This is a genomic window from Tepidibacillus infernus (assembly GCF_048898065.1).
Classification (GTDB): Bacteria; Bacillota; Bacilli; order Tepidibacillales; family Tepidibacillaceae; genus Tepidibacillus_B; species Tepidibacillus_B infernus.
On sequence record NZ_JBLWFI010000001.1, the window covers coordinates 94,333 to 120,683 of the forward strand.

Below are 26,351 nucleotides of genomic sequence, written 5' to 3' on the forward strand. Positions count from 1 at the left end.
AAGGAGATGATACACTGTGCAAAGAAAAAGCTTTGATCAAGAATTGAATACTTTGCAACAAAACTTGTTGCAAATGGGTAATCTTGTTGAAGAAGCCATTGAAAAATCCCTTGAATCGTTGTCTAATTTGGATAAAGATTTAGCAAGAAAAGTGGTAGAGGATGATGTCAAGGTAAATGAAATGGAAGATCAAATTGAAACACTTGCCGTTCAATTAGTGGCTACTCAACAACCAGTTGCTAAAGATTTAAGGAAAATTATAGCAGCTATTAAAATTGCAAGTAGTTTAGAAAGAATGGCTGATTTATCAAGAGATATTGCGAAGGTAACGATTCGAATTGAAGAAGACCACTTATTAAAACCCTTAGTTGATATCCCTCAAATGGCGCAAATGGTAAAACAAATGTTAACGAACGGATTAAAATCTTATATTGAGGAAAATGTTGAGTTAGCGTTTGGTTTAGCTGAAATTGATGATAAGGTTGATAAATTGTATAGTACGGTTTTACGTGATTTATTAGAGATTATGACCAAAAAACCTGAAACGCTAAGCCAAGCAATGTTACTCTCATTTGTAGCCAGATATATCGAACGAATTGGAGATCATGCTACAAATATCGGAGAGAGTGTCATTTACTTGGTAAAAGGGAACAAACCAGATTTAAATCTATAGTGAAACTTGACTTTTATCATAGCCATTCTTATAATACTAATTATTAAAAAACTTAGTTAAAAAAATAGTTAGATCGACGATGATGAGGACATGAATGATCAAGTACCAGTGTTTATAGAGAGAATCCTTGGCTGAGAGATTCTTAACTAGGGTTGATGATTTACCCCCTTTGAGTCATAATAGCGAAAAGAAAAGTAGCTATTATCGGTAGTCACCGTTATCTATATGAGCATTTATTTAGGAAGTAGGGATATTTCCTTCATAAATGAAATTTGGGTGGAACCACGGCACAATCGTCCCATAGAGGATGAATGTGCTTTTTTTATTGAAAAAAATTTTTTGCATCAAAATCACTAAAAAGGAGTGTTATGAAGGATGGATAAGATTAAGATTACGTTTCCGGATGGTTCTTTTAAAGAGTTTGACAAGGGTATAACTATCGAAGATATTGCTGCTTCCATAAGCCCAGGTCTAAAGAAAAAAGCCATAGCTGGTAAAGTAAATGGTAAATTGGTAGATCTATATTTACCCATTGAAGAAGATGCTACAGTAGAAGTTGTGACAATGGACAGTGAGGATGGACTTGAAGTCTATCGCCATAGCTCTGCTCATTTATTAGCACAAGCTGTGAATCGTTTGTATCCTGGGACAAAATTTGGTATTGGTCCAGTAATCGAAGACGGTTTTTACTACGATATGGATATTCCTGAACAGCTCTCAACAGATGATTTAGAAAAAATTGAAAGAGAAATGAAGAAAATCATTAAAGAAGACTTACCGATTCGTAGAAAGGTAGTATCACGTGAAGAGGCATTGGAAATTTTCAAAGGAATAAATGATGATTTGAAAGTGGAGATCATCAATGAGTTACCAGAGGATGCTGAAATCACGATTTATGAACAAGGTGAATTCTTTGACCTTTGCCGTGGCCCTCACTTACCATCAACAGGAAAAATTAAAGCGATTAAGTTATTAAGTATCGCTGGTGCTTATTGGAGAGGGGATTCTGATCGCCAAATGTTACAACGAATTTATGGAACCTCTTTCCCTAAAGAAAATCAATTAGAAGATTACTTACATTTCTTAGAAGAAGCAAAAAAACGTGATCATCGCAAACTAGGTCGGGAATTAGAGCTCTATATGTTCTCAGACGAGGCTCCTGGAATGCCATTCTACCTAGAAAATGGAATGATCATTCGTAACCAATTGGAGAATTTCTCAAGAAAACTTCAAGAAGAAGCTGGATATAGAGAGGTTCGTACTCCACTTGTGATGAATCAACGTCTCTGGGAGCAATCTGGACACTGGGAACATTATAAAGAAAATATGTATTTCACTGACGTCGATGATACCAAATTTGCACTAAAACCAATGAATTGCCCAGGTCATATGTTGATTTATAAAAATCAATTACATTCTTATCGCGATCTTCCATTACGTATTGCTGAATTCGGCCAAGTTCATCGCCATGAGTTATCAGGTGCATTAAATGGAATGATGCGTGTTCGTACCTTTACTCAGGATGATGCACATATTTTCGTAAGACCTGATCAGATTGAATCGGAAATTAAAGAAGTTATTAAGTTGATTGATAAAATCTACAGTGTATTTGGTTTTGATTATAAAGTTGAATTATCTACTAGACCTGAAGATTCAATGGGGTCAGATGAATTATGGGAACAAGCAGAGACAGCGTTAAAAAATGTGTTGGATCATTTGGGAATGGAATACACCATCAATGAAGGAGATGGCGCATTCTATGGTCCAAAAATTGATTTTCATATTCTTGACGCATTGAAGCGTAGCTGGCAATTGGCAACCATTCAGCTTGACTTCCAAATGCCTGAAAAATTTGATTTACACTATATCGGGGAAGACAATCAGCGTCATCGTCCAGTTGTCATTCATCGTGCGATTATGGGTTCTATTGACCGATTTATTGGGATCATTACTGAACATTATGCCGGTGCATTCCCTACTTGGTTAGCACCTGTTCAAGCAAAACTTCTGCCAATTGCTGAACCTCATCATGATTATGCAAAAGAAGTATTAAAAAGAATGCAAGAAGCAGGCATTCGTGTTCAATTAGATGATCGTAACGAAAAGATTGGTTATAAGATCCGTGAAGCACAACTACAAAAAGTGCCTTATATGCTTGTGATTGGTGATAAAGAGATGGAAAACGGTACTTTATCTGTTCGTAAGCGTGGAGAAGGGGATCTAGGTGCACAAGCGATTGACCAAGTAATCGCCCAATTGGTTGAACAAATCAATCAGAGAACAGCAAACTAAAATCTTTTTGTTGTGTTTGACAAAGAAGTAACAATTATGGTAATATAATTTAGTAAATTTTTATATAGTGGATATTAAGCAGAAGCGCCCGCTTCTCACCTGATCGACATGGGGTTGACAGGTTCATATGGTCGGTGAATCAATGATAGTGTGGGCGCGTGGCGTCTACACTTTTTTGCTTTTTTATCCATTGAATGTTTATTGGAGGTGGCAGGTTATTAGCAAAGAACATTTGATAAATGAGGAAATTCGTGCGCGTGAAGTTCGTGTAGTTGGACCAGATGGAGAACAAATTGGGATTCTTCCGCTTAAAGAAGCGCTTAAATTAGCTGAGGAAAAAAATCTAGATTTGGTAAATGTTGCTCCTACAGCAAAACCACCAGTTTGTCGTATTATGAATTATGGTAAGTTTAGATATGAGCAAAGCAAGAAAGAAAAAGAAGCTCGCAAAAATCAAAAAGTAATCAATGTCAAAGAAATTAGGCTTAGTCCGACTATTGAGGAAAATGATTTTCAAACGAAACTTCGTAGTGCAATTAAGTTCCTTAAAGCTGGCGATAAAGTGAAATGTAGTATACGTTTCCGTGGGCGTGAAATTGCTCACCAATCGATTGGTGAAAAAGTTTTAGATCGTCTAGCAAAAGAAGTAGAGGATATTTCAGTCATTGAACGCAAGCCTAAGTTAGAAGGCAAAAGTATGATCATGATTTTAGCGCCAAAATAATAGTCGTTATAGATAGGAGGAAATAGTCATGCCAAAAATGAAAACTCATCGTGGAGCTGCAAAACGTTTTAAGAAAACAGGTAGTGGAAAGCTTAAGCGTAGTCATGCTTATACAAGTCACCTTTTAGAAGCTAAAAGTCCAAAACGTGGACGTCAATTACGTAAAAGTGCGGTAGTAAGTAAAGGTGACCAAAAACGTATTGAGCAAATGTTAACTTATTTATAATCATCGAAAAGATTCGCAATCTAGGAGGGAATAGATATGGCAAGAGTAAAAGGCGGATATGTTAGTCGTCGTCGTCGTAAAAAAATCTTAAAACTTGCTAAAGGTTATTTTGGTTCAAAACACCGTTTATTTAAAACAGCAAAAGCACAAGTAATGAAATCATTATTATATGCTTATCGTGACCGTCGTCAGCGCAAACGTGACTTCCGCAAATTATGGATTGCACGTATCAATGCTGCTGCACGCATGAATGGTCTTTCATATAGTAAATTTATGCATGGCTTAAAAATAGCAGGTGTAGATATTAACCGTAAAATGCTAGCTGACTTAGCTGTAAATGATGCAAAAGCATTTGCAGACCTTGCAGAATTAGCTAAAGGAAAAATCAATGCCTAAATTTTTATAAAAACACCCTATATGGGTGTTTTTCATTATTCCATCACTTTTGTTGGTAATATTGGGGGTCCAATATGAAGGTCATTCTGTCGACATTAAATGCAAAATATATTCATTCTTCACTTGCATTACGTTATCTTAAGGCATATAGTCAACGTGAATTTCCTGACATAAAAATTCTTGAATACTCGATTAAAGAACCGATCTTACAAATGGTCAGTGAGATCTATCAAAAAGACCCTGACGTAGTAGGTTTCTCTTGTTATATTTGGAATATTGAAGAGACCATTCAGTTAATTCAACTATTAAAAAAAGTGAAGCCTGAAGTCAGGATTGTATTAGGTGGTCCTGAAGTTTCCTATGACCTTGATTATTGGTTTAAAAGAGTACCAGAAATTGATGTCATTGTGGTTGGAGAAGGAGAAGCCACTTTTTTGCATCTACTTCAAGCTTTTGAAATGAACAATTCTCTTGATCAAGTGCTAGGGATTGCCTATCGAGAAAAGGATACGTATCGCATAAATCCTTCGCAGCCTAAATTGGATTTGAATGAAATTCCTAGCCCATACAAAGATCTGGATGATCTTCAATCCCTAAAGGATCGAATTGTCTATTTTGAGGCAAGCAGAGGCTGTCCTTTTTCATGTGCTTATTGCTTATCTTCCATAGAAACAGGGGTTAGATATTTTGCATTAGAGAGGGTAAAGGAAGATCTTCTTCAATTGATCAAAAGCGGTGTCAAGCTGATTAAGTTTGTGGATCGAACCTTTAATATCAATAAGAAATATGCACTTGAAATCTTTCAATTTCTCATCGAAAACCATCAAGGGACTGTATTCCAATTTGAAATCACCGCTGATATTATGAAACAGGATGTTCTACAATACCTTATTGATTATGCACCTGATGGAATCTTTCGTTTCGAAATCGGTGTTCAATCAACCAATGAGTATACCAATTCCTTAGTTCATCGTCGGCAAAACTTTAAAAAGCTAAGTGAAACGGTACTCAAATTAAAAGAAAGCACCAAAATTGATAAACATTTAGACTTAATTGCAGGACTTCCAGAAGAAGATTATGCATCCTTTCGCAAAACCTTTAACGATGTATTTGAGTTAAGGCCAGAAGAATTACAACTAGGTTTTTTAAAAATGTTAAGAGGGACGGCTATCTGGAAGGAAGCCAAAAAATATGGTTATATTTATATGGATAAAGCACCCTATGAAATATTGGCAAATAACGTTCTTTCTTTTTCAGATGTCATTCGGATTAAAAGGGTAGAAGAGGTATTAGATAAATATTGGAATGCACAACGAACAAATCGAACCATTGAATATCTAGTTCGTTATGAGTTTGCATCAGCATTTGACTTCTTTCAGCAGTTTGGAGATTATTGGGAAAGCAAAGGATGGAACCGAATTGGCCATCAATTAGAAACCTTGTATAGCAGATTACATGATTTTTTAATTGAAACGGGTATTCAACATTTAGAGATTGCTCAAGGTTTGATGAAACTAGATTACTTTCTTCAATTTAATCATAAGCCAAGAAAAACATGGTGGGAATTTAGCCTATCCAAAAAAGAACAAACAGAAATATTAAAGGAATTCATGCGAGATTTAGATTTAAGTGAAAATGAGCTACATAAGCATGTCATGATTGAAGTGGTTCCTATTGATATCGAAGCTTTTTTAACAATAGGTGAAATAAAAGAACAAAATACTTTGCTAGCGGTCTATTATAACCCACCAATTAAGCCAAAGTATTTTACTAAAAGACGATAGTGTGATAAAATTTTGTTTTAGTGAGACTAAAATATAGGGGAGGAAAAACGACGTGCATAAGACAGTCAATCTTTTAAGGGAGTTCTCCATTCCCTTGATCTCCGGTGTTATTGTTGCTTTATTATGGGCAAATCTTTCGCCACACAGTTATGAAACCTTTGTAGAAGGCGAGTTTTTTAATGGGATTAGCTTTCATTTCTTTGTAAATGATATCTTTATGGTTTTCTTCTTTGCGATTGCAGCTGTAGAGATCGTTCAAAGCTTATCGCCTGGAGGGGATTTAAACCCGTTAAAGAAAGCGGTTAATCCGTTAATGGCTACATTGGGTGGAGTACTTGGGCCAGTAGCTGTTTATTTACTTCTTAATTCACTGATTGGCTCTCCAGAATATTTAAGAGGATGGGGGATTCCAACAGCTACGGATATCGCGCTAGCATGGCTAGTTGCTCGCTTTGTTTTTGGTGATAAACATCCAGCTGTTTCCTTTTTATTATTATTAGCAATTGCAGATGATGCCATCGGGTTAGTGATCATTGCAATTTTCTATCCTGATCCTGTGAATCCTGTAGAACCTATTTGGTTACTAGTAACATTTGCAGGTATGGCAATCTCTTTTATTTTAAGAAAAAAAGGAGTAACCAATTATTGGCCTTATCTTCTCTTAGGTGGCGTTCTTAGCTGGATAGGCTTACATAATGCTCATTTGCATCCTGCACTAGCATTAGTCGTGATTATTCCATTTTTACCAAATCCAAAAGAAGAACATGGGCATTTATTCGAAGATGATGAGACCTCTCATACTACCCTTACGAAATTTGAACATGAGTGGAAAATCTTCGTAGATTTCGGATTATTTATGTTTGGTTTATCCAATGCTGGTGTAGAGTTTTCTGAAATTGGGACAACGACTTGGTTAGTTTTTGTCGGATTACTTGTCGGAAAAACGGTGGGAATCTTTATTTTAGGTTCTATTGCCAAAATGTTAGGTTTCCCATTACCAACAGGTATGGGAATGAAAGAATTATTCCTTGCTGGTGTCGTTGCTGCGATGGGATTAACAGTCGCACTCTTTGTGGCAGGGGCTGCGTTTACTGATCCAGTGATCCAAGGAGCAGCAAAAATGGGAGCGCTCTTTAGTGCAAGTGCTGCAATTTTTGCCTTTATCCTTGGCAAACTACTAGGTATCAAAAAGATGAAAGAAACCAGTACGCAAAATTAAGTCTTAATGACCCACGTAAAACTATATTTTAAGCTAAATGAAATGAATGATGAAAGACTCTAAGGAAATTAATAAAGTGTACCCTTTGTAAAGGACATTTTAAAAAAACTCTAAGCAACTTGGAGAAGATGATGTCTGTATTGTGCAGGCGTCATCTTTTTTAAGTTCCACTGACCTCGATAATGATTGTAATAGATTATATAACTCTTTATCTCTCGTTTTACATCTTCTAACGTTTCACACGATTCAAAGTCCGTTTCATCTTTCAAATGCCCAAAGAACGATTCCTGCGGCGCATTATCCCAACAGTTCCCACGACGTGACATCGATTGACCTAATCCCATTCTCTTCACAAGTATTTGAAATTGGGGGCTGGTATAATGCACTCCTTGATCCGAGTGGATGAATGCACCCTCCGCTAGTTTTCCACCTTTCTTCTTTAATTTCTTTACCGTATTTAGGGCGATATCTAGTGTTATTTTGTCAGACACTTCATAGGATAGAATTTCATTAGTTTCGGCATCTTTTATAGTAGATAAATAGGCGCGTTTTCCTTTTCCATAACTTAAATAAGTGATGTCTGTTAATAATACTTTTCCAGCGATTCCTTGCTTAAATTCACGATTTAATAGGTTCGGTAATGTTCTATGCTCTTTTGTAGCCTTTGCCATTCTTCGATAAGGATTTGCTTTTCGAATCGGGCAAACGATGCCGTACTTTCTCATAATGCGACGAATTCGTTTTAGGTTATAGGTAATTTGAAACTGATTTTCTAACGTCATTTTAATTTGACGTGCGCCTTTCTTACGACGACGAAAATTGAACGCTTTTAAAATAACTTCTTTTACTTCTTCGTCTGCTTGATCATAAGCTTGTCTAGTAAGTTGTGCATCTGTCGAAAAATAACGATAATAACCTGATCGAGAGACCCCAACTAATTCACAAAGATAGCGTACCATCCGATTCAAGTTGTATTTTTCTATGACATACTGGATTAACTGAAATTTTTGTTCTGCTGTTAATTTCCCTTTTTCTTTACCAGCATCCTTTCTGCTAAATCGATCTTTTTTAATAATTCATTTTCTGCACGTAACAATGCATTTTGTGCCTCCAATCTCGCATATTTTTCTTCTATACTTAATTCACGTTTAAATGGACGCCCTGAATGGTTTTTACGCGAATCTTCAAGTCCTGCTATACCATTTTCTTTGTAAGCAGTACGCCATCGTTTTAAAGCAGATTTAGCACGTTCTATCCCAACAATTTCAATATCAAACCCTGCATCTTCAAAGATTTGACGTGAAAATTTCCCTTCCTCATATTCTTTAACTGCCTTTGCTTTAAATTCATCTGTATATGTAATTGCTTTTTTACTAACAGATTTTACATAAGGATGCTTTTTCAATATTTCCTGCTCTTGTTTTGTAAATAATATTTTCGACATTGTTTTCCGCTCCATCAACTTTTTACTTCAATTATAAATAAAAGTACCCTACAAGGGAGACTTTTTTTAAGTGTCCATCTTATAGGGTACATTTTATTTTATTCAACCTTGGAGTCTTTTTTTATTTCGTTACATATGATTTTTCCTTAGGAAATCGTAAATAATAACAATGTGTTTCATTGGAAAAACTTCTCTAGATTTTAATTGAAACCAATTTAGAAATCATTCGTAATATACTTTTAAGCATATGCACAATTAAAAAGGAGGAGATGAGGGATGTATAAAACAATTCAATTATTACGGGAATTCTCAATCCCACTTATCACGGGGGTTATCGCTGCATTAGCATGGGCCAATCTTTCCCCTGAAGGGTATCAGGCATTTGTACATTACAAAATTTTTGGCGATATTGACTTGCATTTTATTGCAAATGATATCATTATGGTGTTTTTCTTCGGTATTGCAGCTGTAGAGATCACACAAAGTGTTTTACCAGGTGGAGATTTAAATCCAATCAAAAAGGCGATTAATCCTTTATTTGCAACACTAGGTGGAGTTATAGGCCCAATTGTTGTTTTCTTTGTTCTTAATTCCATAATTGGTGACCCAGCTTATACAAATGGTTGGGGAATTCCAACTGCGACAGATATTGCATTAGCTTGGTTAATTGCAAGATTTATCTTTGGGGCAAAACATCCAGCCGTATCATTTTTGCTACTTTTGGCTATTGTAGACGATGCGATAGGCCTTGGAATTATAGCCATTTTTTATCCCGACCCAACTCACCCAGTTCAACCGATCTGGCTATTACTTACTGTTATTGGGATGGGAGTCGCTTTTATTTTAAGAAAGGTGAAGGTAAACAATTATTGGCCATATATGATTATTGGTGGGCTATTTAGTTGGTTTGGCCTATATAAAGCATCTATTCACCCAGCATTGGCATTGGTCTTTATTATCCCATTTCTACCCCATGCACCTAGGGAGAGAGACCATCTTTTTGAAGAAGATGTGGATGACCATACCCCTCTTGCTCAATTTGAGCATGAATGGAAAGCATTTGTCGATTTTGGTTTGTTCGTCTTTGGATTAACAAATGCAGGAGTTGAATTTTCTGGAATAGGTACAATTACCTGGATTATTTTCCTCTCCTTATTGTTGGGCAAAAGCTTAGGTATCTCATCTTTTGCCTTGCTAGGTGAAAAATTTGGATTTCCATTACCACAAGGAATGTCACATAAGGATGTTTTTTTAGTAGGTGTGATTGCTGGATTAGGTTTAACAGTGGCTTTATTTGTTGCAGGTGCTGCATTTACTGACCCAACCATTCAAGGAGCAGCAAAAATGGGTGCCGTCTTTAGTGCCTTTATTGCGCTTATTGCTTTTGTGTTGGCTAGGTTTTTTAAAGTAAATAAAGAACCAAATGTTACTTTAAATAAAAGGAACATTAGGTTGAAAATGTTTTAAAAGTTTTAATCATTCGCTATAATAAGATTGGATAGGAATTCCAATGAGAAAGGGGCGTTAAAATGGAAGATTTGACATTACAAATGTTTAAGGAATTAACTGAAGCACCAGGAGCACCTGGGAATGAAGCAGCTGCTAGAGAAGTGATGAGAAAGTATATCGAACCTTATGCTGATGAGGTTTATACTGATAACTTAGGGAGTTTAATTGCGAGAAAAGGAAATCACGGTCCTAAAATCTTAATTGCCGGACATTTAGACGAAGTCGCTTTTATGGTAACACGGATTACAGATGATGGATTTATCAAGTTTCAACCCCTTGGAGGTTGGTGGGAACAAGTCATGCTTGCTCAAAGGGTAACGATACATACGAGAAAAGGTGAAGTGATTGGTATCATTGGCTCTAAGCCACCACATATTTTACCACCTGAAGCTAGGAAGAAGCCAGTTGAGAAAAAAGATATGTTTATCGACATTGGAGCAAGCAGTAAGGAAGAAGCTGAAGAATTCGGTGTACGTCCTGGAGATTCAATTATACCGGTTTCTCCATTTACAGTAATGAAAAATCCAAAAATGATAATGGCAAAAGCATGGGATAATCGGATTGGTTGTGCGATTGCAGTAGAAGTGCTTAAACGATTAAAAGATGAACAACATCCTAATACTGTATATGGAGTAGGTACAGTACAGGAAGAAGTGGGTCTTCGTGGTGCACAAACTTCTGTGAATACCGTTCAACCAGATATTGCTTTTGCTATAGATGTAGGAATCGCTGGCGATACCCCAGGAGTTACAGATGATGAAGCAGTGAGTAAAATGGGAAAGGGTCCACAAATCTTATTATTTGATGCGTCTATGGTTCCTCATCGAGGCTTAAGGGATTTTGTCGTTGATATTGCTGAAGAAGAAAACATTCCTTTTCAATATGAAGCATTAGCAGGGGGAGGAACAGATGCAGGGCGTTTTCACTTGTATGGAAAGGGAGTCCCATCCACAGTAATAGGGATTGCTACTCGTTACATTCATAGTCATGCTGCGATTCTTCATCGAGATGATTTTGAACAAGCAGTCAATTTACTTGTGAAAGTCATTAAACGATTAGATGAAAAGACGGTAAAAGGAATCATGGCTAGATAAAAAGAAAGAATGAGTCTCCTCTGTTGGATGGCTCATTCTTTTCATTTATATATTCCATAAGCAGCGACTTTTGAGAGAGTATTTCTTACCTTATGTTTTATTCGAAGAAATGCACGGACAACGGAGCGCGTTGGAATATATAAACTATTATATATTTTTACTTAGTGCATCAATCATTTCGTTCTGTGATTGTGAATCACTGTGTTGCCAAATCACTTCAAATAAGACACCTAATCCAGGTAAGGTTTTTTCTTCATGATCTTTAATCGCTGTATTGATCATGTCTTTTAATTGTTCTTCATCTTTTCCTTTTATGTTTTGAATGATAGCTTGACGTAGGTCAATGTTCATCTCTTTAACCTCCTATATTTAATGGTAAGGAAATGGTCACTTTTATGGAATTTTTTTTAGTATACCCTATATTGATCAAACCATTAGTTTTTAGGAAAAGAGCTTGTAGATATGATATAATATAAAAAAATCATGGTGAAGGGAGTAGCCATATGAGCAAGCAATTTGCAGTGATTGGTTTGGGCAGGTTTGGATCAAGTGTAGCAAAAGAATTGTATGATCTTCATTATGAAGTGATGGCTATAGATATCAATGAAGAAAGGATTCAAGAAAACGTTAACGTGGTTACCCATTGTGTACAAGCTGACTCCACTGACGAAACCGCGTTAAAGGCACTTGGAATCCGCAATTTTGATGTGGTTGTTGTCGCGATCGGACAAAATATTCAGGCCAGTATTTTAACTACTATACTTTTAAAAGAACTAGGTGTAGAAACGATTGTGGTTAAAGCGCAAAATCAATTACATGCAAAAGTATTATATAAAATTGGAGCCTCAAAGGTCGTCTTTCCAGAACGAGATATGGGAGCAAGGGTAGCGCATAATCTGGTTACACCGAATATTTTAGATTACATCGAACTGTCTGATGAATATAGCATCGTTGAAATTATTGCGAGTGAAAAAATGAACCACAAAAGCTTGGTTGAATTAAATATCCGTGCACGATTTGGATGTAACGTCATGGCAATCAAGAATGACCATCGTATCAATGTAGCCCCTGATGCAAATGACATGATCAAAACAGGGGATATCTTAGTCGTTATTGGACATAATAAAGATTTAAGAAAGTTTGAAGATTTTGTCATGAATGGAAAGTGAGAAAAAAATGGAAGTCATTCAATCAACCAATAATCCTAGAATTAAGACATGGTATCAACTAAAGAGTAAAAAGGGAAGACAAGAACAAGGGTTATACATCATTGAAGGAATCAAACTTATTGAGGAAGCGATCGATGCAAAACAAGAAATTGAAGCCCTAATTTTTGATCAGGGAAAGGATCTTCCAGAATCATTAGCTCTTCATCTAGAGAAGTATGACTTGTCCATTCCTATTGTTTCCGTATCAACACCTGTGATTGAAAAATTATCAGATACTGAAACCCCCCAAGGGGTTTTGGCTATATTAAAAAAGAAAAATATCGAGATAGAGAAACTGCTTGAAAACCAATTTTCTTTTTACTTGCTGATCGATCAAATTCAGGATCCTGGAAATCTAGGAACAATTATTCGCAGTGCAGATGCAGCCGGGGTACAAGGCATTATTTTAGGAAATAGTACAGTCGAGCTATACAATTCAAAGGTAATCCGTTCTGCAATGGGATCGATTTTTCACCTGTCAATCGTACAAGATGAATTAGACCAAATTATTCCTAAGTTACAGAAAAACGGTGTTAAAGTGATTGGGACAAGCCCATATGCTAGCAAAACTTATTTTGAAGTTGATCTTACACAAAAAGTGGCTATAATAGTAGGAAATGAAGCAAAAGGGTTGTCTGATTCAAGAAAACAACAAGTAGATGAAATGATAAAAATCCCTTTAGTTGGGAAAGCAGAATCGCTAAATGTAGCAATGGCCACAACGCTTATTTTATACGAGAGAGTAAGGCAAATGGAAAAGGGTTGGGCTTGAAGTCTAGCTTATACATCAGTATAATGATACATAATAACCAAAGATATAATTTTATATTTGAATGCGAGGAAAGAGAAGAGTAGATAAATTCCCATCTTTTAGGGAGGAGATGTCATAGACTGGAAGCATCTCTAAGATGGTTTTATTGAAGTTCGCTCTGGAGCAGATCTCTGAAAAGGATCAGTAGGAGAATCCGTTTTGTCTACGTTAAGACACTAAAGTTGAACAATCAATCTTGTTTAATTGTTCATAAATTAGGGTGGTACCACGGTCTTTCGTCCCTTGCCAAGGATGAAAGGCCTCTTTTTTGTGGGCTATTTTTAAGTATATGATACAAGGGAGGAAATGTTATGAAGGAGCGATTAGAGCAATTGAAGCAAGAAGCTCTAACGGAAATTGATCAAGTAAATGACATCCAAGCTTTAACTGCAGTAAAAGTAAAATATTTAGGCAAAAAAGGGCCCATCACAGAAGTGCTACGAGGGATGGCAAATGTTTCAGCAGAAGAGCGCCCGCTCATTGGAAAGTTGGTTAATGAAATAAGGGAAGAAATTGAAAGGGGTCTAAATTTAAAAGAGACCGCAATAAAAAACAAGGCTTTAGAAGAAAAACTTGAGAAAGAAACTATTGATGTCACTTTACCTGGTAAACCAATAAGCCAAGGGAATAGGCATCCATTATCAAAAGTGATTGAGGAAATTGAAGATATTTTTATCGGTATGGGATTTGAGGTAGCTGAAGGTCCAGAAGTAGAATCAGATTACTATAACTTTGAAGCATTAAACTTACCAAAAGAGCATCCTGCTCGTGATATGCAAGATTCATTCTATATTACAGAAGAAATCTTGATGAGGACGCATACTTCTCCTGTTCAAGTGCGGACGATGCTAAACAAAAAAGGAAATGTTCCTGTAAAAATCATTTGTCCAGGAAAAGTTTACCGTAGAGATGACGATGATGCGACTCATTCCCATCAATTTATCCAGATTGAAGGACTTGTGGTTGATGAAAACATAACCATGACTGATTTAAAAGGGGTTCTTCTTAATTTTGCTAAGAAAATGTATGGCGATCATGCAAAAATTCGCTTACGTCCAAGCTTCTTTCCTTTCACAGAACCAAGTGCAGAGGTAGATGTATCCTGTATGATGTGTGGTGGAGATGGCTGCCGAACATGTAAAAATACTGGCTGGATTGAAATCCTTGGTTCAGGGATGGTTCATCCAAAAGTGTTAGAGATGGCTGGTTATGATCCAGAAAGGTATTCCGGATTTGCCTTTGGTATGGGTGTAGAAAGGATCGCTATGTTAAAATATGGTATTGATGACATTCGCCATTTTTACACCAACGATTTAAGATTTTTAGATCAGTTTAAACGGGTTTAAGGGAGGTTAGAAAAGATGAGAGTATCCTATCAATGGTTATCCCAATATGTTGACATTCAAGATATCGATCCATATGAATTAGCGGAAAAGTTAACTCGTAGTGGTGTAGCAGTTGATCTTGTAGAAAAAAGCAATCCTGCTTTAGAAAAAGTAGTAATCGGTTATGTAGTAGAACGAGAACAGCATCCAAATGCCGAGAAATTAAGTTTGTGTAAGGTAGACGTGGGTCAGGGTGAACCTTTACAAATTATTTGTGGTGCGGCAAATGTTGCACAGGGTCAAAAGGTACCTGTCGCATTAGTTGGTGCTACCTTACCAGGAGATATTAAAATTAAAAAGGCAAAATTGCGTGGAGTTGACTCTGAAGGGATGATTTGTTCCGCCAAAGAATTAGGAATGAATGAAAAATTATTATCTAAAGAAAAAACCGAAGGGATTCTAGTTCTTTCAGACGATGCCAAAATTGGTGAGCCGATTGAACCTTTGTTAGGGTTTAATGATTACATCCTAGAGTTGGACTTAACGCCAAACCGTTCAGATTGTTTAAACATGATTGGTGTTGCATATGAGGTAGCCGCTATTTTAGACAGGAATATAAAACTACCTGAAATAAATCTAGAGAATAACATTGACCAAAATCATCCTGTTCAAATTAAGATTGAGTCACCTGAAGCATGTCCTCATTATGCAGCCCGTCTAGTTAAAAATGTAAAAATTTCAGATTCTCCACAATGGATGCAAAATCGTCTGATTGCAGCAGGAATCAGGCCCATAAATAATGTGGTTGACATTACCAACTTTGTCATGTTGGAATACGGGCAGCCTTTACACGCCTTTGATTTTGAAAAATTGGATCAAGCAAAAGTTGTTGTTCGGATGGCAAAACCTAATGAAAAAATCGTCACCTTAGATGACCAAGAACGAGAATTAGACGAACAAATGCTTTTGATTACCGATGGAGTAAAACCTATTGCCATCGCAGGAGTAATGGGGGCTGCCAATAGTGAAGTTACAAAAAACACAACCCAAATTTTATTAGAATCAGCCTATTTTAAGGGCTTTTCCATCAGATCAACCTCTAAAAAGCTTGGGCTTCGTTCTGAAGCAAGTATGCGTTTTGAAAAAGGGGTTGACCCCAATCGAATCTATGCGGCATTAAATCGAGCAGCGGCATTATTAGTAGAGTATGCTGGGGGTAGCATTGAAGGTGGAATAACAGAAGAAAAGTTAGAACAACCAACAGAATTGATGATTCCATTAAAGCCAGATCGTATCAATCAAATTCTTGGTACTGAGTTAAATGTACAAGAAATGGTTGCTATTATGAAACGCTTAGGTTTTTCTGTAGAAGAAGAAACGAGTGGCCTAAGGGTAATCATTCCTACTAGAAGACCAGATGTTACGATTGAAGCGGATTTAATTGAAGAAATCGCAAGAATTTATGGGTATGATCATATCCCGACAACATTACCTATTGGCGAATATATCCAAGGTGGGCTAACCAAAAAACAAAAACTTCGTAGAATGATAAAAAATCTTCTGGAGGTTTCTGGTTTACAGGAAGTAATCAGTTATACTTTTATCGGGGAATCCCAACTTGATATATTACAAGGGTTGGCGAATCAGCCAAGACCTATTTCTTTAGCCATGCCAATGAGTGAAGAAAGGCAATTTTTGAGAACACAACTTCTCCCACAATTGTTAGAAATAGCTAAATACAATGTGAATCGTCGCAATCATAATATTCGTATATATGAAATAGGAGCCACTTTTATTTCCAATGAAATTCATTTAACTGAACTTCCTTCTGAGAGATGGACTGTTGCAGGTTTTATGATGGGTTCCTTACCCATACATTGGCAATCCAAAGAACACAACATAGATTTTTATGAAGTAAAAGGGGTTCTAGAACACTTATTTATTAGCTTAGGATTAAGAAATGTCGAATATCAAGCGGTTAGGGCAAAAGGCTTTCATCCTGGTCGAACAGCAGAGATCAAAATTGGGGAAAAAATCATCGGTTATATTGGTCAGATTCACCCAGAAGTTCAAACTCAATATGATTTAGATGAATGCTATGGTTTTGAATTAGATTTGAATACCATTCTGGAACTAGCAGATATAGAAATTGAATATCAGCCATTGCCAAAATATCCTGCAATTCAAAGGGATATAGCAGTGGTTGTTGATAAAAATGTAGAATCCAGCTCGTTAATGGATACTATTTATGAAAATGGTAGAGAGTTGTTAGAGGATCTTACCTTGTTTGATGTTTACATGAGTGAACAATTAGGGGAAGATAAAAAAAGCATCGCTTTTTCACTTATCTATCGTAGTCCAGAACGTACCTTAACAGATGAAGAAGTAGCAAAGAGACATGGACAAATTCTGGAACAACTGAAGGAAAAGTATCACGCAGAATTAAGAAAATAATTACAATCCTTTTCGAACATTGAAGCAAATCGACGATTTACTCAAAGAATAAGAGGTTGCCTAAACTTAAGGTGACCTCTTTTTTCCCTCATCGCTTATAAATCATGATATACTGGTCTATATTGAAGGAATTTTATACCTTTCTATAGAATGTATTACAACATCGAAGTATATAGAGGCAGCAAGGGGGTTCTATAAGTGAATGAAGAGCAAAAAAATCGTCTACCCGTCATGATTTATGGACAACAGTATAAAATTGTGGGAAAAGCGAGTTCAAATTATATGCGGATGGTTGCTGGATATGTTGACGAAAGAATGAAACAAATTGCGGATTCTAATCCTCGATTAGATACAACTAAAATTGCGGTGCTTACTGCGGTGAATATTGCTGATGAATATTTTAGGTTGAAACAAGAGTATGATGAATTGTTAAAGTTGATTGAAGAAGAAGAGTAGGTGAAAAGATGAATACAATGGATCTGATTATTGTGATCATCATCATTGTCTCCATTTTTCGAGGTTATCAGTTAGGATTAATTCGTCAGTTCATTCACTTTATAGGTTTTTTTCTTTCTCTTTATTTGGCCTATCGCTTTTCAGGTGAATTAGTACCTTTGATACAAAGTGTAGTGCCTATGCCAACATTTGAACAGTCTTCTTTGTATTTATTTTCGGAAACTTTTCAGCTTCCCACAATGTTTTATAATGCGATTGCATTCTTTCTTATCTTTTTTGGTACTAAGCTTATTTTGAATATTGGGGGTAGCATTCTACATCAGATTGCCAGTTTACCCGGTATTGCCATTGTAAATCGACTTTCTGGTGCATTATTAGGACTTGTCCAAATTCTTTTTATTCTGATTATATTGGTTCATATCCTCTCAGTCATGCCATGGGCGGAATTAAAAAATGTTTTAGAAGGATCCTATTTTGCTAAATATACGTTGCAAATGACACCTGTTATTACTGAGAAATTATATCATCTATGGAACACCTCTAATTCTTCATATCTTTAATCGTATAAGTTAATATACATTACAAATCATGCCAAATTAGGTATGATTTTTTTTATGAATTTCGTTGACATTTTCATAGAAAATAAGTAGAGTACTATATGTGTTTTCTTGTGTTTATAAGGGCATTATTTTAGGAGGAGAAAAAAGTGGCTACACAATTTGCAGTCATTGGTTTGGGACGTTTTGGTTCAAGTTTAGCTGGAACACTATATGAAATGGGCTATGAAGTACTAGGAATTGATTCAAAAGAGGAAAAAGTTCAAGAAATGGTCAATCGGGCTACACATGTATTACAAGTAGATTCTACAGATGAAGTTGCTTTAAAAACCATTGGGATTCGTAATTTTGATGTGGTCATTGTGGCGATTGGTGAAGATATCCAATCAAGCATTTTGACTACATTGATTCTTAAAGACTTAGGAGTGCCAAGAATTGTAGTAAAAGCCCAAAATGAGCTTCATGGAAAGGTGTTGGAAAAAATTGGTGCAGATAAAATTATCTACCCAGAACGAGACATGGGGATCCGTGTCGTTCACCAGCTTATTACTCCTAATATCCTTGATTATATAGAACTAGCACCAAACTATAACATTGTAGAGATTGCGATTGGACCAGATATCGTAGGAAAGACCCTACTTGAATTAGATATACGCGCTAAATTTGGCTTAAATGTGATGGCAATCAAATCTAATGAGCAGCTAAAAATTGCACCTCAAGCCAATGATCAATTTCAAGAAGGTGACATTTTAGTATTAGTTGGTCATATTGATGATATAAAACGGTTCGAAGAATATTCAAATGGTAAAAAGAAAAAATTAAAGATATAATAGAGACAAACAATATACCTGTTAAGGTATTTAATGTATAAGGATATGTGATGGAGGTGGTTCTATGAATTACTCCCCAGAGATTAAGAATCGCTTAAAGAGAGTAGAGGGACAGGTAAGAGGCGTCCTCCGAATGATGGAAGAAGGACAAGAATGCAATGATGTCATTCACCAATTGTCTGCGGTACGTAATGCTGTTGACCGTGTGATTGTTCACGTCATTGGCACAGATATGAGTAAATGTTTAATGGATGAAATGCAAAAAGAGGACGAACAACGTGATACGGATAAAATCATTAAAGACGCCATACAATTACTATTAAAAACAAGGTAGACGATCAGGGGAATAAAGCTGCTGTTGATGTATCAGAGGAGATGTTATCTTATTTTCGCGAAAAGTTGAAAGAAGAAAATGCAGACCAAACGAAGTTCAGTATTTATTGGTTTGTGATGTAAGATAAAAAGGTTTGTATATTCCAGCGCGCTCCGTCATCCATGCCTTTCTTTGATTAAAGAAACCCTTAAACAACTAAAGGAAGAAAGTGTACACTTTCTTGTCCTTAAAAAGAGGCGCTAGGCCTCTTTCTTTTGTGGGCTCTTTATTCCTTGTTGGAGCAAGAACATCTTATGATAGAGGCCACCTTTTGCAAGGAGTTCTTGATGAGTTCCTCTTTCCACGATTTCACCATGGTGTAAGACTAGGATCAAATCAGCATCTTGAATCGTAGAGAGCCGATGTGCGATAGCGATGGTCGTTCTTCCTTTTCTCATCTTTTCTAGCGCTGTTTGAATCGCTTCCTCTGTCTCCGTATCAATACTAGCCGTTGCCTCATCCAAAACCAATATTTTTGGCTTGATAGCCATTGTTCGAGCAAAGGAGATCAGCTGCCGTTGTCCAGATGAAAAAGTGGCTCCGCGTTCTACAACAGGTTCGTAATAGCGATTAGGAAGATTTTGAATAAAGAAATCTGCTTGAACATACTTAGCTGCTTCGATGATTTCCTCATCGCTAATTTCCTCATTATGCAACCGAATATTTTGTTTAATATCTCCGACAAAAAGAAAGGGATCTTGTAAGACTAGACCGATTTTTTTACGCAATTCCTCATTAGGGTAATGGGAAAGGGGGACACCATCAATTAGAATTTCCCCGTGCTCAATTGGATAAAAACGCATCAATAAATTGATAATCGAACTTTTACCACTGCCTGTATGTCCAACCAAAGCAACAGTCTCACCAGGTTTAGCAACAAAAGAGATATTTTTTAAGATATCTGTTTTTCCATCATAGGAGAAAGTGACATCTTTAAATTCAATATGACCTTCTTGAATCACTGATGAATCATCACCAATTTTGGCTGGAGCCATTCGTTCATCATCAAGTAGTCCAAATACTCTTTCAGCGGCAACGATCGCTTGTTGAAATTGACTTAGGCGAAACATCATCATATTGACGGGTTCAAAGAAACGATCTAAATAATTCAAATACGCATAAACGACACCAATTTCAATCGACGTGTGAATAGACTCGATCCCAAAAAAACTTAAGATTAAGCTTAAAGCTACGAGGTAAAGGAAATCTACAGCAGGTCTAACCATTAGAGAGTTGATTTTGATTTGCTTGATATTAAATGTCAAGTAGTCTTGGTTGGTCTTACCAAATTCACTACTTACCCTTCTTTCTTGACGCATCGCTTGAATGATATTCATCCCTTGAAGAGATTCGTTTAGTTTGGCATTTAGCTGGCTTAATTTTTTTCTCGCTTGGTGAAAAATCTTTGCACTTAATTTTCGATATCCATGCATCAGTAAAAGGATAAATGGCATGAGCAAGAGAAAAAGCAAGGCCATTTTCACATTAAGGAAGAACATTCCTACAATGATTCCCATCAGAAAGATCATATTTTGAACGAAAGTAGATAACACACTAATGTATAATTCTTTGATCGCTTCTGTATCATTAGTAATCCGAGAAACGATACTTCCTCCTGGAGTGTTATCGAAAAATGTGAGCCCCATATGTTGAACCTTCGCAAACACATCGACCCGCAATTGATGAATGATCCATAGGGCGATTTTCTGAAAAGAAATCAGTTGGTAAAAGTTTAAACTTACAGATGTAATATGAAGAAGTAAATAACCAGCCCCAAGTAAACTGATTGCTTTCCATTCAAAAAGACCAGGTGTTAGGTAGTCGTCAATAAAGATTTTAATGAGAATCGGGCCAACAACATCAGCAGATGTAGCAACAAGCAAAATGATAAAGGCATTCGTTAATCCCTTGATATGGGGTTTGATATACGACAAAAGCCTACGAAATACCCTTTGTTTTGAAATTGCCTCCGTTTGAGGAGTTGTATTCATTCTGAAACGCCCCCTTTTTCGACTAAAAATTCTAGTTGTTGACGTTGATACATCTCTTTATACCATCCCTCTAATTGCATTAATTCTTCATGACTTCCTCGCTCAATGATTTGGCCTTCTTTAAGGACGATAATCAGATCTGCGTGTTGCACAGCACTTAAACGGTGTGAGGAGATCAATGTTGTTTTATTTAAACGATTTTTTAAAAGCGATTGTAAGATGCCTTCCTCTGTCTTGGCATCCACTGCTGATAATGCATCATCTAGGATTAGAATCTCCGGATCTATAAGTAAAGCGCGGGCAATTGAGATTCTTTGTTTTTGTCCCCCAGATAAAGTGACCCCTCTTTCTCCAACCATCGTTTCATACTTTTCTTCGAATTGCAGGATATCTTTATGGATTGCAGCTAATTTTGCCACTTCGATTACTTCTTCTAACGTGGCCTTAGGTTTTGCAAAGGAAATATTTTCTGTTATCGTACCTGAGAAGAGGAAATGTTCCTGTGGTACATAACCGACCGAAGAGCGTAGAGCGTCTAAAGTATAATCATAGATTGATTTATAATTAATGGTGATATCACCTTGATCGAGATCAAATTCCCGAAGTAATAAACGAAGTAACGTTGTTTTCCCACTTCCTGTTTTTCCAATCACACCAAGAGTTTGCCCTTTTTTTAATGTGAAATCAACATTTCTTAATGTTGGTTTCTCTTGTTCAGGATAGGTGAAAGAGTTAATCTGATAGGCTAGATCGCCAGTAGGAGGCTGCTTAATTGCACCTACTTTGTCAACAATGGCAGGTTTAACATGAAGTAACTCCTGAACGCGATCATAGGAAGCACGACCACGTTCAACTATATTAAATAACCAACCAAAAGCTAACATTGGCCAGATCAATTGACCCAAATAAATTGTAAAAGATGTCAACTGACCAATCGTCATCTCTTTCCCTATCACAAATTTGGCGCCAAAGGCCACTGCAAGAAAGAAAGAGATCCCTACAATCAATTGAATGGTAGGATCAAATAATGAATCGACTTTGGCTACTGCAATATTCTTTTTAACCGTATCCATGGATTGATTTGCAAAAATATTCTTTTCTGCCTCTTCTTGACCAAATGCTTTAATAACACGAATTCCCGAGACATTTTCCTGAACTTTTTCATTTAAATGAGAGAAGGCATCTTGTGCTTGAAAAAAACGTTCGTGTACGAGAGAACCATAAAAGTTAGTCAGCCAAGCCATAAAAGGCATGGGTAAAAGCGTAATCAGCGTTAATTTCCAACTAATTGTAGTGGCCATGGCCACGATGACAAGTGTTCCCATTGTTAAGGAGTCTACTAGGGTTAAAACCCCTTCTCCAGCAGTGCCTTCAATCGCTTGAATATCATTGGTTGAATGAGCCATTAGATCACCGATTCGGTGCTTATGATAAAATTGCGATGATAATTTTGTAAAATGATCATATAAACGTTGGCGTAACAAGGCTCCCAATTTAACGGCAGATCCAAAGATCATCATACGCCAAATATAGCGCAAGACGTACATAAGGATTCCGGCAAATAAAATAAGCAAAATCCATAGCAATAATTGTTCTGTCGTTAACGTTTGTCCTTTGATTTGATCGACGATTTTACCAACGGCATAGGGTGGAAATAAATTAAGGAATGAGACCAACATCAAAAGAAGAACACCAGTGATATAGCTCTTTCTTTCTAACTTAAAAAACCACCATAAATCCCGAAAAATACTCATAAAGACTCCTTTCTTGTGTTGTTATATGGAATATAAAGCCGCGGTTTGGAAATTATATCTCGTTTTTGTTGCAAAGTAAAGATTTTTTTGAATTTTCCTTCCATATAATCAATCGGAACAAGCATTAAAGAAAACAGTCACTTTTGTTGATTTTGTATCTAAAAATAGATGTAATTTATGGATGTAATTCTAATAATTACATCTTTTTGATCTGAGTAAATCTACTAATTTTTAAATACTTTTATTAAAATGAAAGAGGGATTTTTCCAGTACTGCTCTATATTTTGGGAATTTATGAAGAAAATATGAAGAAAGATGTGAACATCAGTAAACCAAAAACTAGCAAAGAAGTTGGTAGATATTACATCGTCCATCACAACACTACCTATGTTACCATGTAAATACGCACCAAGAATAAATCTAAATCCTAGAATAAGAGATTTAGAAAAAACAACATAGGAGGTTATGTATGAGATATACTGCAAAGAAACTGGCTGGCTTGGCTATTGCCACCACAATGGTATTTGGTTCCTTTGGACCAACAAGTGCTATTTTACCAAGCTTAACCGCTCAAGCAGCAACTGTATCAAGTACAGACATAACAAGGGATGCGTTAAATCAAGTAGGAGTACCATTTAAATATGGAGGAGCCTCTCCTCAAGAAGGATTCGATACTTCAGGTTTAATCTATTACGTTTACCAAAAGAATGGAATTGACTCACCTCGAACAGTGAAGTCTCAAGCATTCTATGGCGTTCATGTAGATCGTAATGAATTAAAACCAGGAGATGTGGTGTTCTTTTCCTATAAGGGATCCTATCCTGACTTCAATGGAATCTATTTAGGTGATGAAAAGTTTGTTAGTTCTTTCAGTGGAAAGGTAGCTGTTCATTCGTTATCTACAAGTTACTATAATGGTAAGTATTTTGGTGCGAGACGCTTTTTAACAAGTGGACAAACTTCAACAGGAGCAACATCAACACCTTCAACGCCTTCAACGCCAACATCACTAACGAATAATACGGGTTCATCTAATACGGGGTCAACTGCTCCATCAACAGTCCCTACTTTAACCAACACGATCGCAGATTCAATTATTGAGACTGGTGAAAAGTATATGGGAACACCATATCAATTTGGTGCGAGAGCCTATCAAACCAATACATTTGATTGTTCTTCTTTTACACAATATGTCTTTTATAAGAATGGGATCAAATTACCAAGAAATTCTCGTCAACAATCTACTGTAGGTGCATATGTACCATATGGAAAATGGCAAAAAGGAGATTTACTCTTCTATACCTTACCTGGATATAATGGTAGAATTGGCCACGTGGCCATCTACGCTGGTAATGGAAAAGTACTTCATACCTATGGTAAACCAGGTGTAACATATACTGATATGAATGTTAGATGGTTGAAAGATTACTATGTTACAGCACGTCGTGTGATTAAATAAGCAATATAGCAGTAAAAAAGTGAAGGATTGATTCCTTCACTTTTTTGCTTTTATACTATCATCCCTTGTTTATATTAGGCATAGATTTTAAATTATTGAAAAAAAATCACTAGCGTTGCATAAATATAGTCGAAATTTTCAGTAAATATGTTTTTGTGAATTAGAGCCAAAAGGACAAAACCTAAAGAAAAGGTGATTCTGTCCATTTGGTAAATATATACATTTAAATACTGGAGTGACAGGAATCATGCTTTTATTTATGTGCTAGATCGTTCGTCAAACCGACGTAACCAAATATATGCTGGCTTCCATATCGCAGCCTTTAACCAGCGAGTGATTTGAAGTAAAGATTTCTTACTCTTCATCTCAAGTTGCACGAGAACATTTAAGCAATTAGTAATTAGTGCTAAGTAGATTTGATTTTGTATTGCCGTTTCACTCATTCCATAAAAATGTTTGATCTCAACATGCTGTTTGAGCCATTTAAAAAATAGTTCAATTGCCCAGCGTGATCGGTAAATTTCACTGATCTCTTCGGCGCTCAAATCAAATCGGTTCGTGATTAAAAACGTTCATAGTCAACATACCCGCGGTCAAACACATACATGGCTTCCTTGTCATCTACAAGGACTTCAAGTTGATTTCTGTCATGTTCTTTTGCTGTTGTCATCACTGCTTTTTCAGGATAGACAGTGTCCTTGTCCATGAACACAAGTCGTAAATGCAGTTTTACACCCGCTTTTGTTTTACGAAATTTTGCCCATTTGTAATGGGTTAAGTTAAGCGGTAGTGTACTTGAATCAATGATCTTTAATGGCATGTTCTTTCTATTTTTAAAGTGGATTTGTTGAATTTGATAAACAAGATCTATGAATAGGGTTGAAAGAATTTCTGGATTGATTTCATTGTTTTTTCGTGATAATTGAGAGGCACTTATCGATTCAAATCCAAGTGTTTTTTGCAGATCTTCATTAAGTAGTGCATCACTCATGGCTTGTAAACTCTCGGTTTCATGCAGCTGAGCAAAAAGCAGAAGTTTAATAAAAGCCTCTGTTGTTAGTTTCTTGATGTAGTAATCTTGTTTACCATTTTCAACATGTTCAAAAATTTTTTTAAAATTTATGGGTGAAACCCATTTACCAAATGACGAAATTAGTGTATTCTTGTCCATAATGTGGTCCTTTACTATTGGATTTGGACAGGAATCACCTGTACTTCCATTGTAAAGGATTTTTTTGTTGTATGGACAATTTTTGAAGATTGCTATTATTTTGAATCATCAGATTTAATTAATGCAACGCTAGTGAAAAAAAATAAATGATGAAATATACTACTATTAAACATATGAACAATTATTCATATAAACATATGAAAGGGGGATAAAGGTGGCTGAAACAAAACGTTATGCAGAAACCTGTAGTTGTACCATCATTCATAATGATGTAGTCACGAATGTGAAAGAAGCAATGCCAGAAGAAGAAACACTTTATGATTTAGCAGAACTATTTAAGGTGTTTGGTGACACGACGAGGATTAAAATTTTATATGCCTTATTTGAAGCTGAAATGTGTGTATGTGATATCGCAGCCCTTCTTGGGATGAATCAATCGGCGATCTCACACCAGCTTAAGGTCTTAAAACAAGCTAGATTAGTAAGAAATCGTAGAGAAGGGAAAATTGTTTACTATTCATTAGATGATTATCATATTAAACAGATTTTTGATCAAGGGTTAGTCCATATTAATGAAAGGTCATAGACGAGAGCGAGGAGG

24 protein-coding genes, 1 pseudogene and 3 other annotated features are annotated in these 26,351 nt (G+C 36.3%); of the genes and pseudogenes, 19 read left to right on the forward strand and 6 right to left on the reverse strand.

Features of this window, described 5'->3' with window-relative positions:
• The first annotated feature begins 16 nt into the window (after nt 1-16).
• The 7 genes from phoU to TEPIDINF_RS00580 all read left to right on the forward strand — a co-directional run bounded on the left by phoU (nt 17) and on the right by TEPIDINF_RS00580 (nt 7,314).
• Nucleotides 17-673, forward strand: a complete 657-nt coding sequence (phoU, locus tag TEPIDINF_RS00550) for a phosphate signaling complex protein PhoU (protein WP_082732314.1) — start codon at nt 17-19, stop codon at nt 671-673.
• A 70-nt stretch (nt 674-743) separates the two neighbouring features.
• Nucleotides 744-977: a binding site (T-box leader), on the forward strand.
• Between the two features lie 71 nt (nt 978-1,048).
• Nucleotides 1,049-2,965 carry a threonine--tRNA ligase gene (gene thrS, locus TEPIDINF_RS00555; RefSeq protein ID WP_421691142.1) on the forward strand — a complete coding sequence of 639 codons (1,917 nt, stop codon included), beginning with the start codon at nt 1,049-1,051 and terminating at the stop codon, nt 2,963-2,965.
• A gap of 70 nt (nt 2,966-3,035) precedes the next feature.
• Nucleotides 3,036-3,148, forward strand: a sequence feature (ribosomal protein L20 leader region).
• 49 nt (nt 3,149-3,197) lie between these two features.
• Nucleotides 3,198-3,689, forward strand: a complete 492-nt coding sequence (gene infC, locus TEPIDINF_RS00560) for a translation initiation factor IF-3 (RefSeq protein ID WP_068727364.1) — start codon at nt 3,198-3,200, stop codon at nt 3,687-3,689.
• A gap of 28 nt (nt 3,690-3,717) precedes the next feature.
• Nucleotides 3,718-3,915 (forward strand): 50S ribosomal protein L35, encoded by a 198-nt coding sequence (rpmI, locus tag TEPIDINF_RS00565; protein WP_068722782.1) that lies wholly within the window; start codon nt 3,718-3,720, stop codon nt 3,913-3,915.
• A gap of 36 nt (nt 3,916-3,951) precedes the next feature.
• On the forward strand, nt 3,952-4,311 hold the full coding sequence (gene rplT / locus TEPIDINF_RS00570; RefSeq protein WP_421691143.1) for a 50S ribosomal protein L20: 360 nt from the start codon (nt 3,952-3,954) through the stop codon (nt 4,309-4,311).
• A 74-nt stretch (nt 4,312-4,385) separates the two neighbouring features.
• Complete coding sequence (locus TEPIDINF_RS00575; RefSeq protein ID WP_421691144.1) at nt 4,386-6,095, forward strand: B12-binding domain-containing radical SAM protein; 1,710 nt, start codon at nt 4,386-4,388, stop codon at nt 6,093-6,095.
• A 52-nt stretch (nt 6,096-6,147) separates the two neighbouring features.
• On the forward strand, nt 6,148-7,314 hold the full coding sequence (locus tag TEPIDINF_RS00580; RefSeq protein ID WP_421691145.1) for a Na+/H+ antiporter NhaA: 1,167 nt from the start codon (nt 6,148-6,150) through the stop codon (nt 7,312-7,314).
• A gap of 110 nt (nt 7,315-7,424) precedes the next feature.
• Here the strand turns inward: TEPIDINF_RS00580 and TEPIDINF_RS00585 are convergent.
• A protein-coding gene (locus TEPIDINF_RS00585) for an IS3 family transposase (RefSeq protein WP_421691146.1) occupies nt 7,425-8,758 on the reverse strand; the annotation gives its coding sequence in 2 pieces (ribosomal slippage) (nt 7,425-8,371 and nt 8,371-8,758; 1,335 coding nt in all).
• A gap of 276 nt (nt 8,759-9,034) precedes the next feature.
• Between TEPIDINF_RS00585 and TEPIDINF_RS00590 the strand changes: the two genes are divergently transcribed.
• A complete protein-coding gene (locus tag TEPIDINF_RS00590; RefSeq protein WP_068722791.1) occupies nt 9,035-10,225 on the forward strand; it encodes a Na+/H+ antiporter NhaA in 1,191 nt (396 codons plus the stop codon).
• Nucleotides 10,226-10,287: 62 nt separating this feature from the next.
• Nucleotides 10,288-11,361 (forward strand): M42 family metallopeptidase, encoded by a 1,074-nt coding sequence (locus TEPIDINF_RS00595; RefSeq protein WP_068722794.1) that lies wholly within the window; start codon nt 10,288-10,290, stop codon nt 11,359-11,361.
• A 147-nt stretch (nt 11,362-11,508) separates the two neighbouring features.
• On the opposite strand, the gene sspI is transcribed toward TEPIDINF_RS00595, so the two are convergent.
• Nucleotides 11,509-11,712, reverse strand: a complete 204-nt coding sequence (gene sspI, locus TEPIDINF_RS00600) for a small acid-soluble spore protein SspI (protein WP_068722796.1) — start codon at nt 11,710-11,712, stop codon at nt 11,509-11,511.
• A 152-nt stretch (nt 11,713-11,864) separates the two neighbouring features.
• Here sspI and TEPIDINF_RS00605 point away from each other — a divergent pair, with 152 nt between their 5' ends.
• From TEPIDINF_RS00605 to TEPIDINF_RS00640, 8 genes are all read left to right on the forward strand, one after another.
• The gene (locus TEPIDINF_RS00605) at nt 11,865-12,530 is read left to right on the forward strand and encodes a potassium channel family protein (RefSeq protein WP_068722801.1); all 666 of its coding nucleotides are present in this window, start codon (nt 11,865-11,867) and stop codon (nt 12,528-12,530) included.
• A 7-nt stretch (nt 12,531-12,537) separates the two neighbouring features.
• Nucleotides 12,538-13,341 carry a TrmH family RNA methyltransferase gene (locus TEPIDINF_RS00610; protein WP_068727367.1) on the forward strand — a complete coding sequence of 268 codons (804 nt, stop codon included), beginning with the start codon at nt 12,538-12,540 and terminating at the stop codon, nt 13,339-13,341.
• 57 nt (nt 13,342-13,398) lie between these two features.
• Nucleotides 13,399-13,627 (forward strand) — a binding site (T-box leader).
• A gap of 64 nt (nt 13,628-13,691) precedes the next feature.
• On the forward strand, nt 13,692-14,726 hold the full coding sequence (gene pheS, locus TEPIDINF_RS00615) for a phenylalanine--tRNA ligase subunit alpha (protein ID WP_068722803.1): 1,035 nt from the start codon (nt 13,692-13,694) through the stop codon (nt 14,724-14,726).
• Between the two features lie 15 nt (nt 14,727-14,741).
• Nucleotides 14,742-17,159 carry a phenylalanine--tRNA ligase subunit beta gene (gene pheT / locus TEPIDINF_RS00620; protein WP_068722805.1) on the forward strand — a complete coding sequence of 806 codons (2,418 nt, stop codon included), beginning with the start codon at nt 14,742-14,744 and terminating at the stop codon, nt 17,157-17,159.
• Between the two features lie 198 nt (nt 17,160-17,357).
• Complete coding sequence (zapA, locus tag TEPIDINF_RS00625; protein ID WP_068722807.1) at nt 17,358-17,615, forward strand: cell division protein ZapA; 258 nt, start codon at nt 17,358-17,360, stop codon at nt 17,613-17,615.
• An 8-nt stretch (nt 17,616-17,623) separates the two neighbouring features.
• Entirely contained in the window at nt 17,624-18,175 is a 552-nt protein-coding gene (locus tag TEPIDINF_RS00630; protein ID WP_068722809.1) for a CvpA family protein, read from the forward strand.
• Between the two features lie 146 nt (nt 18,176-18,321).
• Nucleotides 18,322-19,002 carry a potassium channel family protein gene (locus TEPIDINF_RS00635; RefSeq protein WP_068722810.1) on the forward strand — a complete coding sequence of 227 codons (681 nt, stop codon included), beginning with the start codon at nt 18,322-18,324 and terminating at the stop codon, nt 19,000-19,002.
• A 64-nt stretch (nt 19,003-19,066) separates the two neighbouring features.
• Entirely contained in the window at nt 19,067-19,336 is a 270-nt protein-coding gene (locus TEPIDINF_RS00640) for a metal-sensing transcriptional repressor (protein ID WP_068722811.1), read from the forward strand.
• Between the two features lie 239 nt (nt 19,337-19,575).
• Here TEPIDINF_RS00640 and TEPIDINF_RS00645 read toward each other — a convergent pair whose 3' ends face one another.
• Together TEPIDINF_RS00645 and TEPIDINF_RS00650 are read right to left on the reverse strand one after the other, a co-directional pair.
• Nucleotides 19,576-21,366, reverse strand: a complete 1,791-nt coding sequence (locus tag TEPIDINF_RS00645) for an ABC transporter ATP-binding protein (RefSeq protein WP_068722812.1) — start codon at nt 21,364-21,366, stop codon at nt 19,576-19,578.
• Nucleotides 21,363-23,120 carry an ABC transporter transmembrane domain-containing protein gene (locus tag TEPIDINF_RS00650; RefSeq protein WP_068722813.1) on the reverse strand — a complete coding sequence of 586 codons (1,758 nt, stop codon included), beginning with the start codon at nt 23,118-23,120 and terminating at the stop codon, nt 21,363-21,365. The genes TEPIDINF_RS00645 and TEPIDINF_RS00650 overlap by 4 nt, the downstream gene beginning before the upstream one ends.
• 469 nt (nt 23,121-23,589) lie before the next feature.
• Between TEPIDINF_RS00650 and TEPIDINF_RS00655 the strand changes: the two genes are divergently transcribed.
• On the forward strand, nt 23,590-24,579 hold the full coding sequence (locus TEPIDINF_RS00655; protein ID WP_421691147.1) for a C40 family peptidase: 990 nt from the start codon (nt 23,590-23,592) through the stop codon (nt 24,577-24,579).
• A gap of 364 nt (nt 24,580-24,943) precedes the next feature.
• Here TEPIDINF_RS00655 and TEPIDINF_RS15220 read toward each other — a convergent pair.
• A pseudogene (locus tag TEPIDINF_RS15220) lies at nt 24,944-25,145 on the reverse strand (transposase); the annotation flags it as partial.
• Nucleotides 25,142-25,750, reverse strand: coding sequence for an IS4 family transposase (locus tag TEPIDINF_RS00660; protein ID WP_476471649.1), 609 nt, complete (start codon nt 25,748-25,750; stop codon nt 25,142-25,144). The gene TEPIDINF_RS00660 and the pseudogene TEPIDINF_RS15220, both read right to left, overlap by 4 nt.
• 214 nt (nt 25,751-25,964) lie before the next feature.
• Here TEPIDINF_RS00660 and TEPIDINF_RS00665 point away from each other — a divergent pair, with 214 nt between their 5' ends.
• The gene (locus tag TEPIDINF_RS00665) at nt 25,965-26,336 is read left to right on the forward strand and encodes an ArsR/SmtB family transcription factor (protein ID WP_068722815.1); all 372 of its coding nucleotides are present in this window, start codon (nt 25,965-25,967) and stop codon (nt 26,334-26,336) included.
• Nucleotides 26,337-26,351 lie beyond the last annotated feature (15 nt).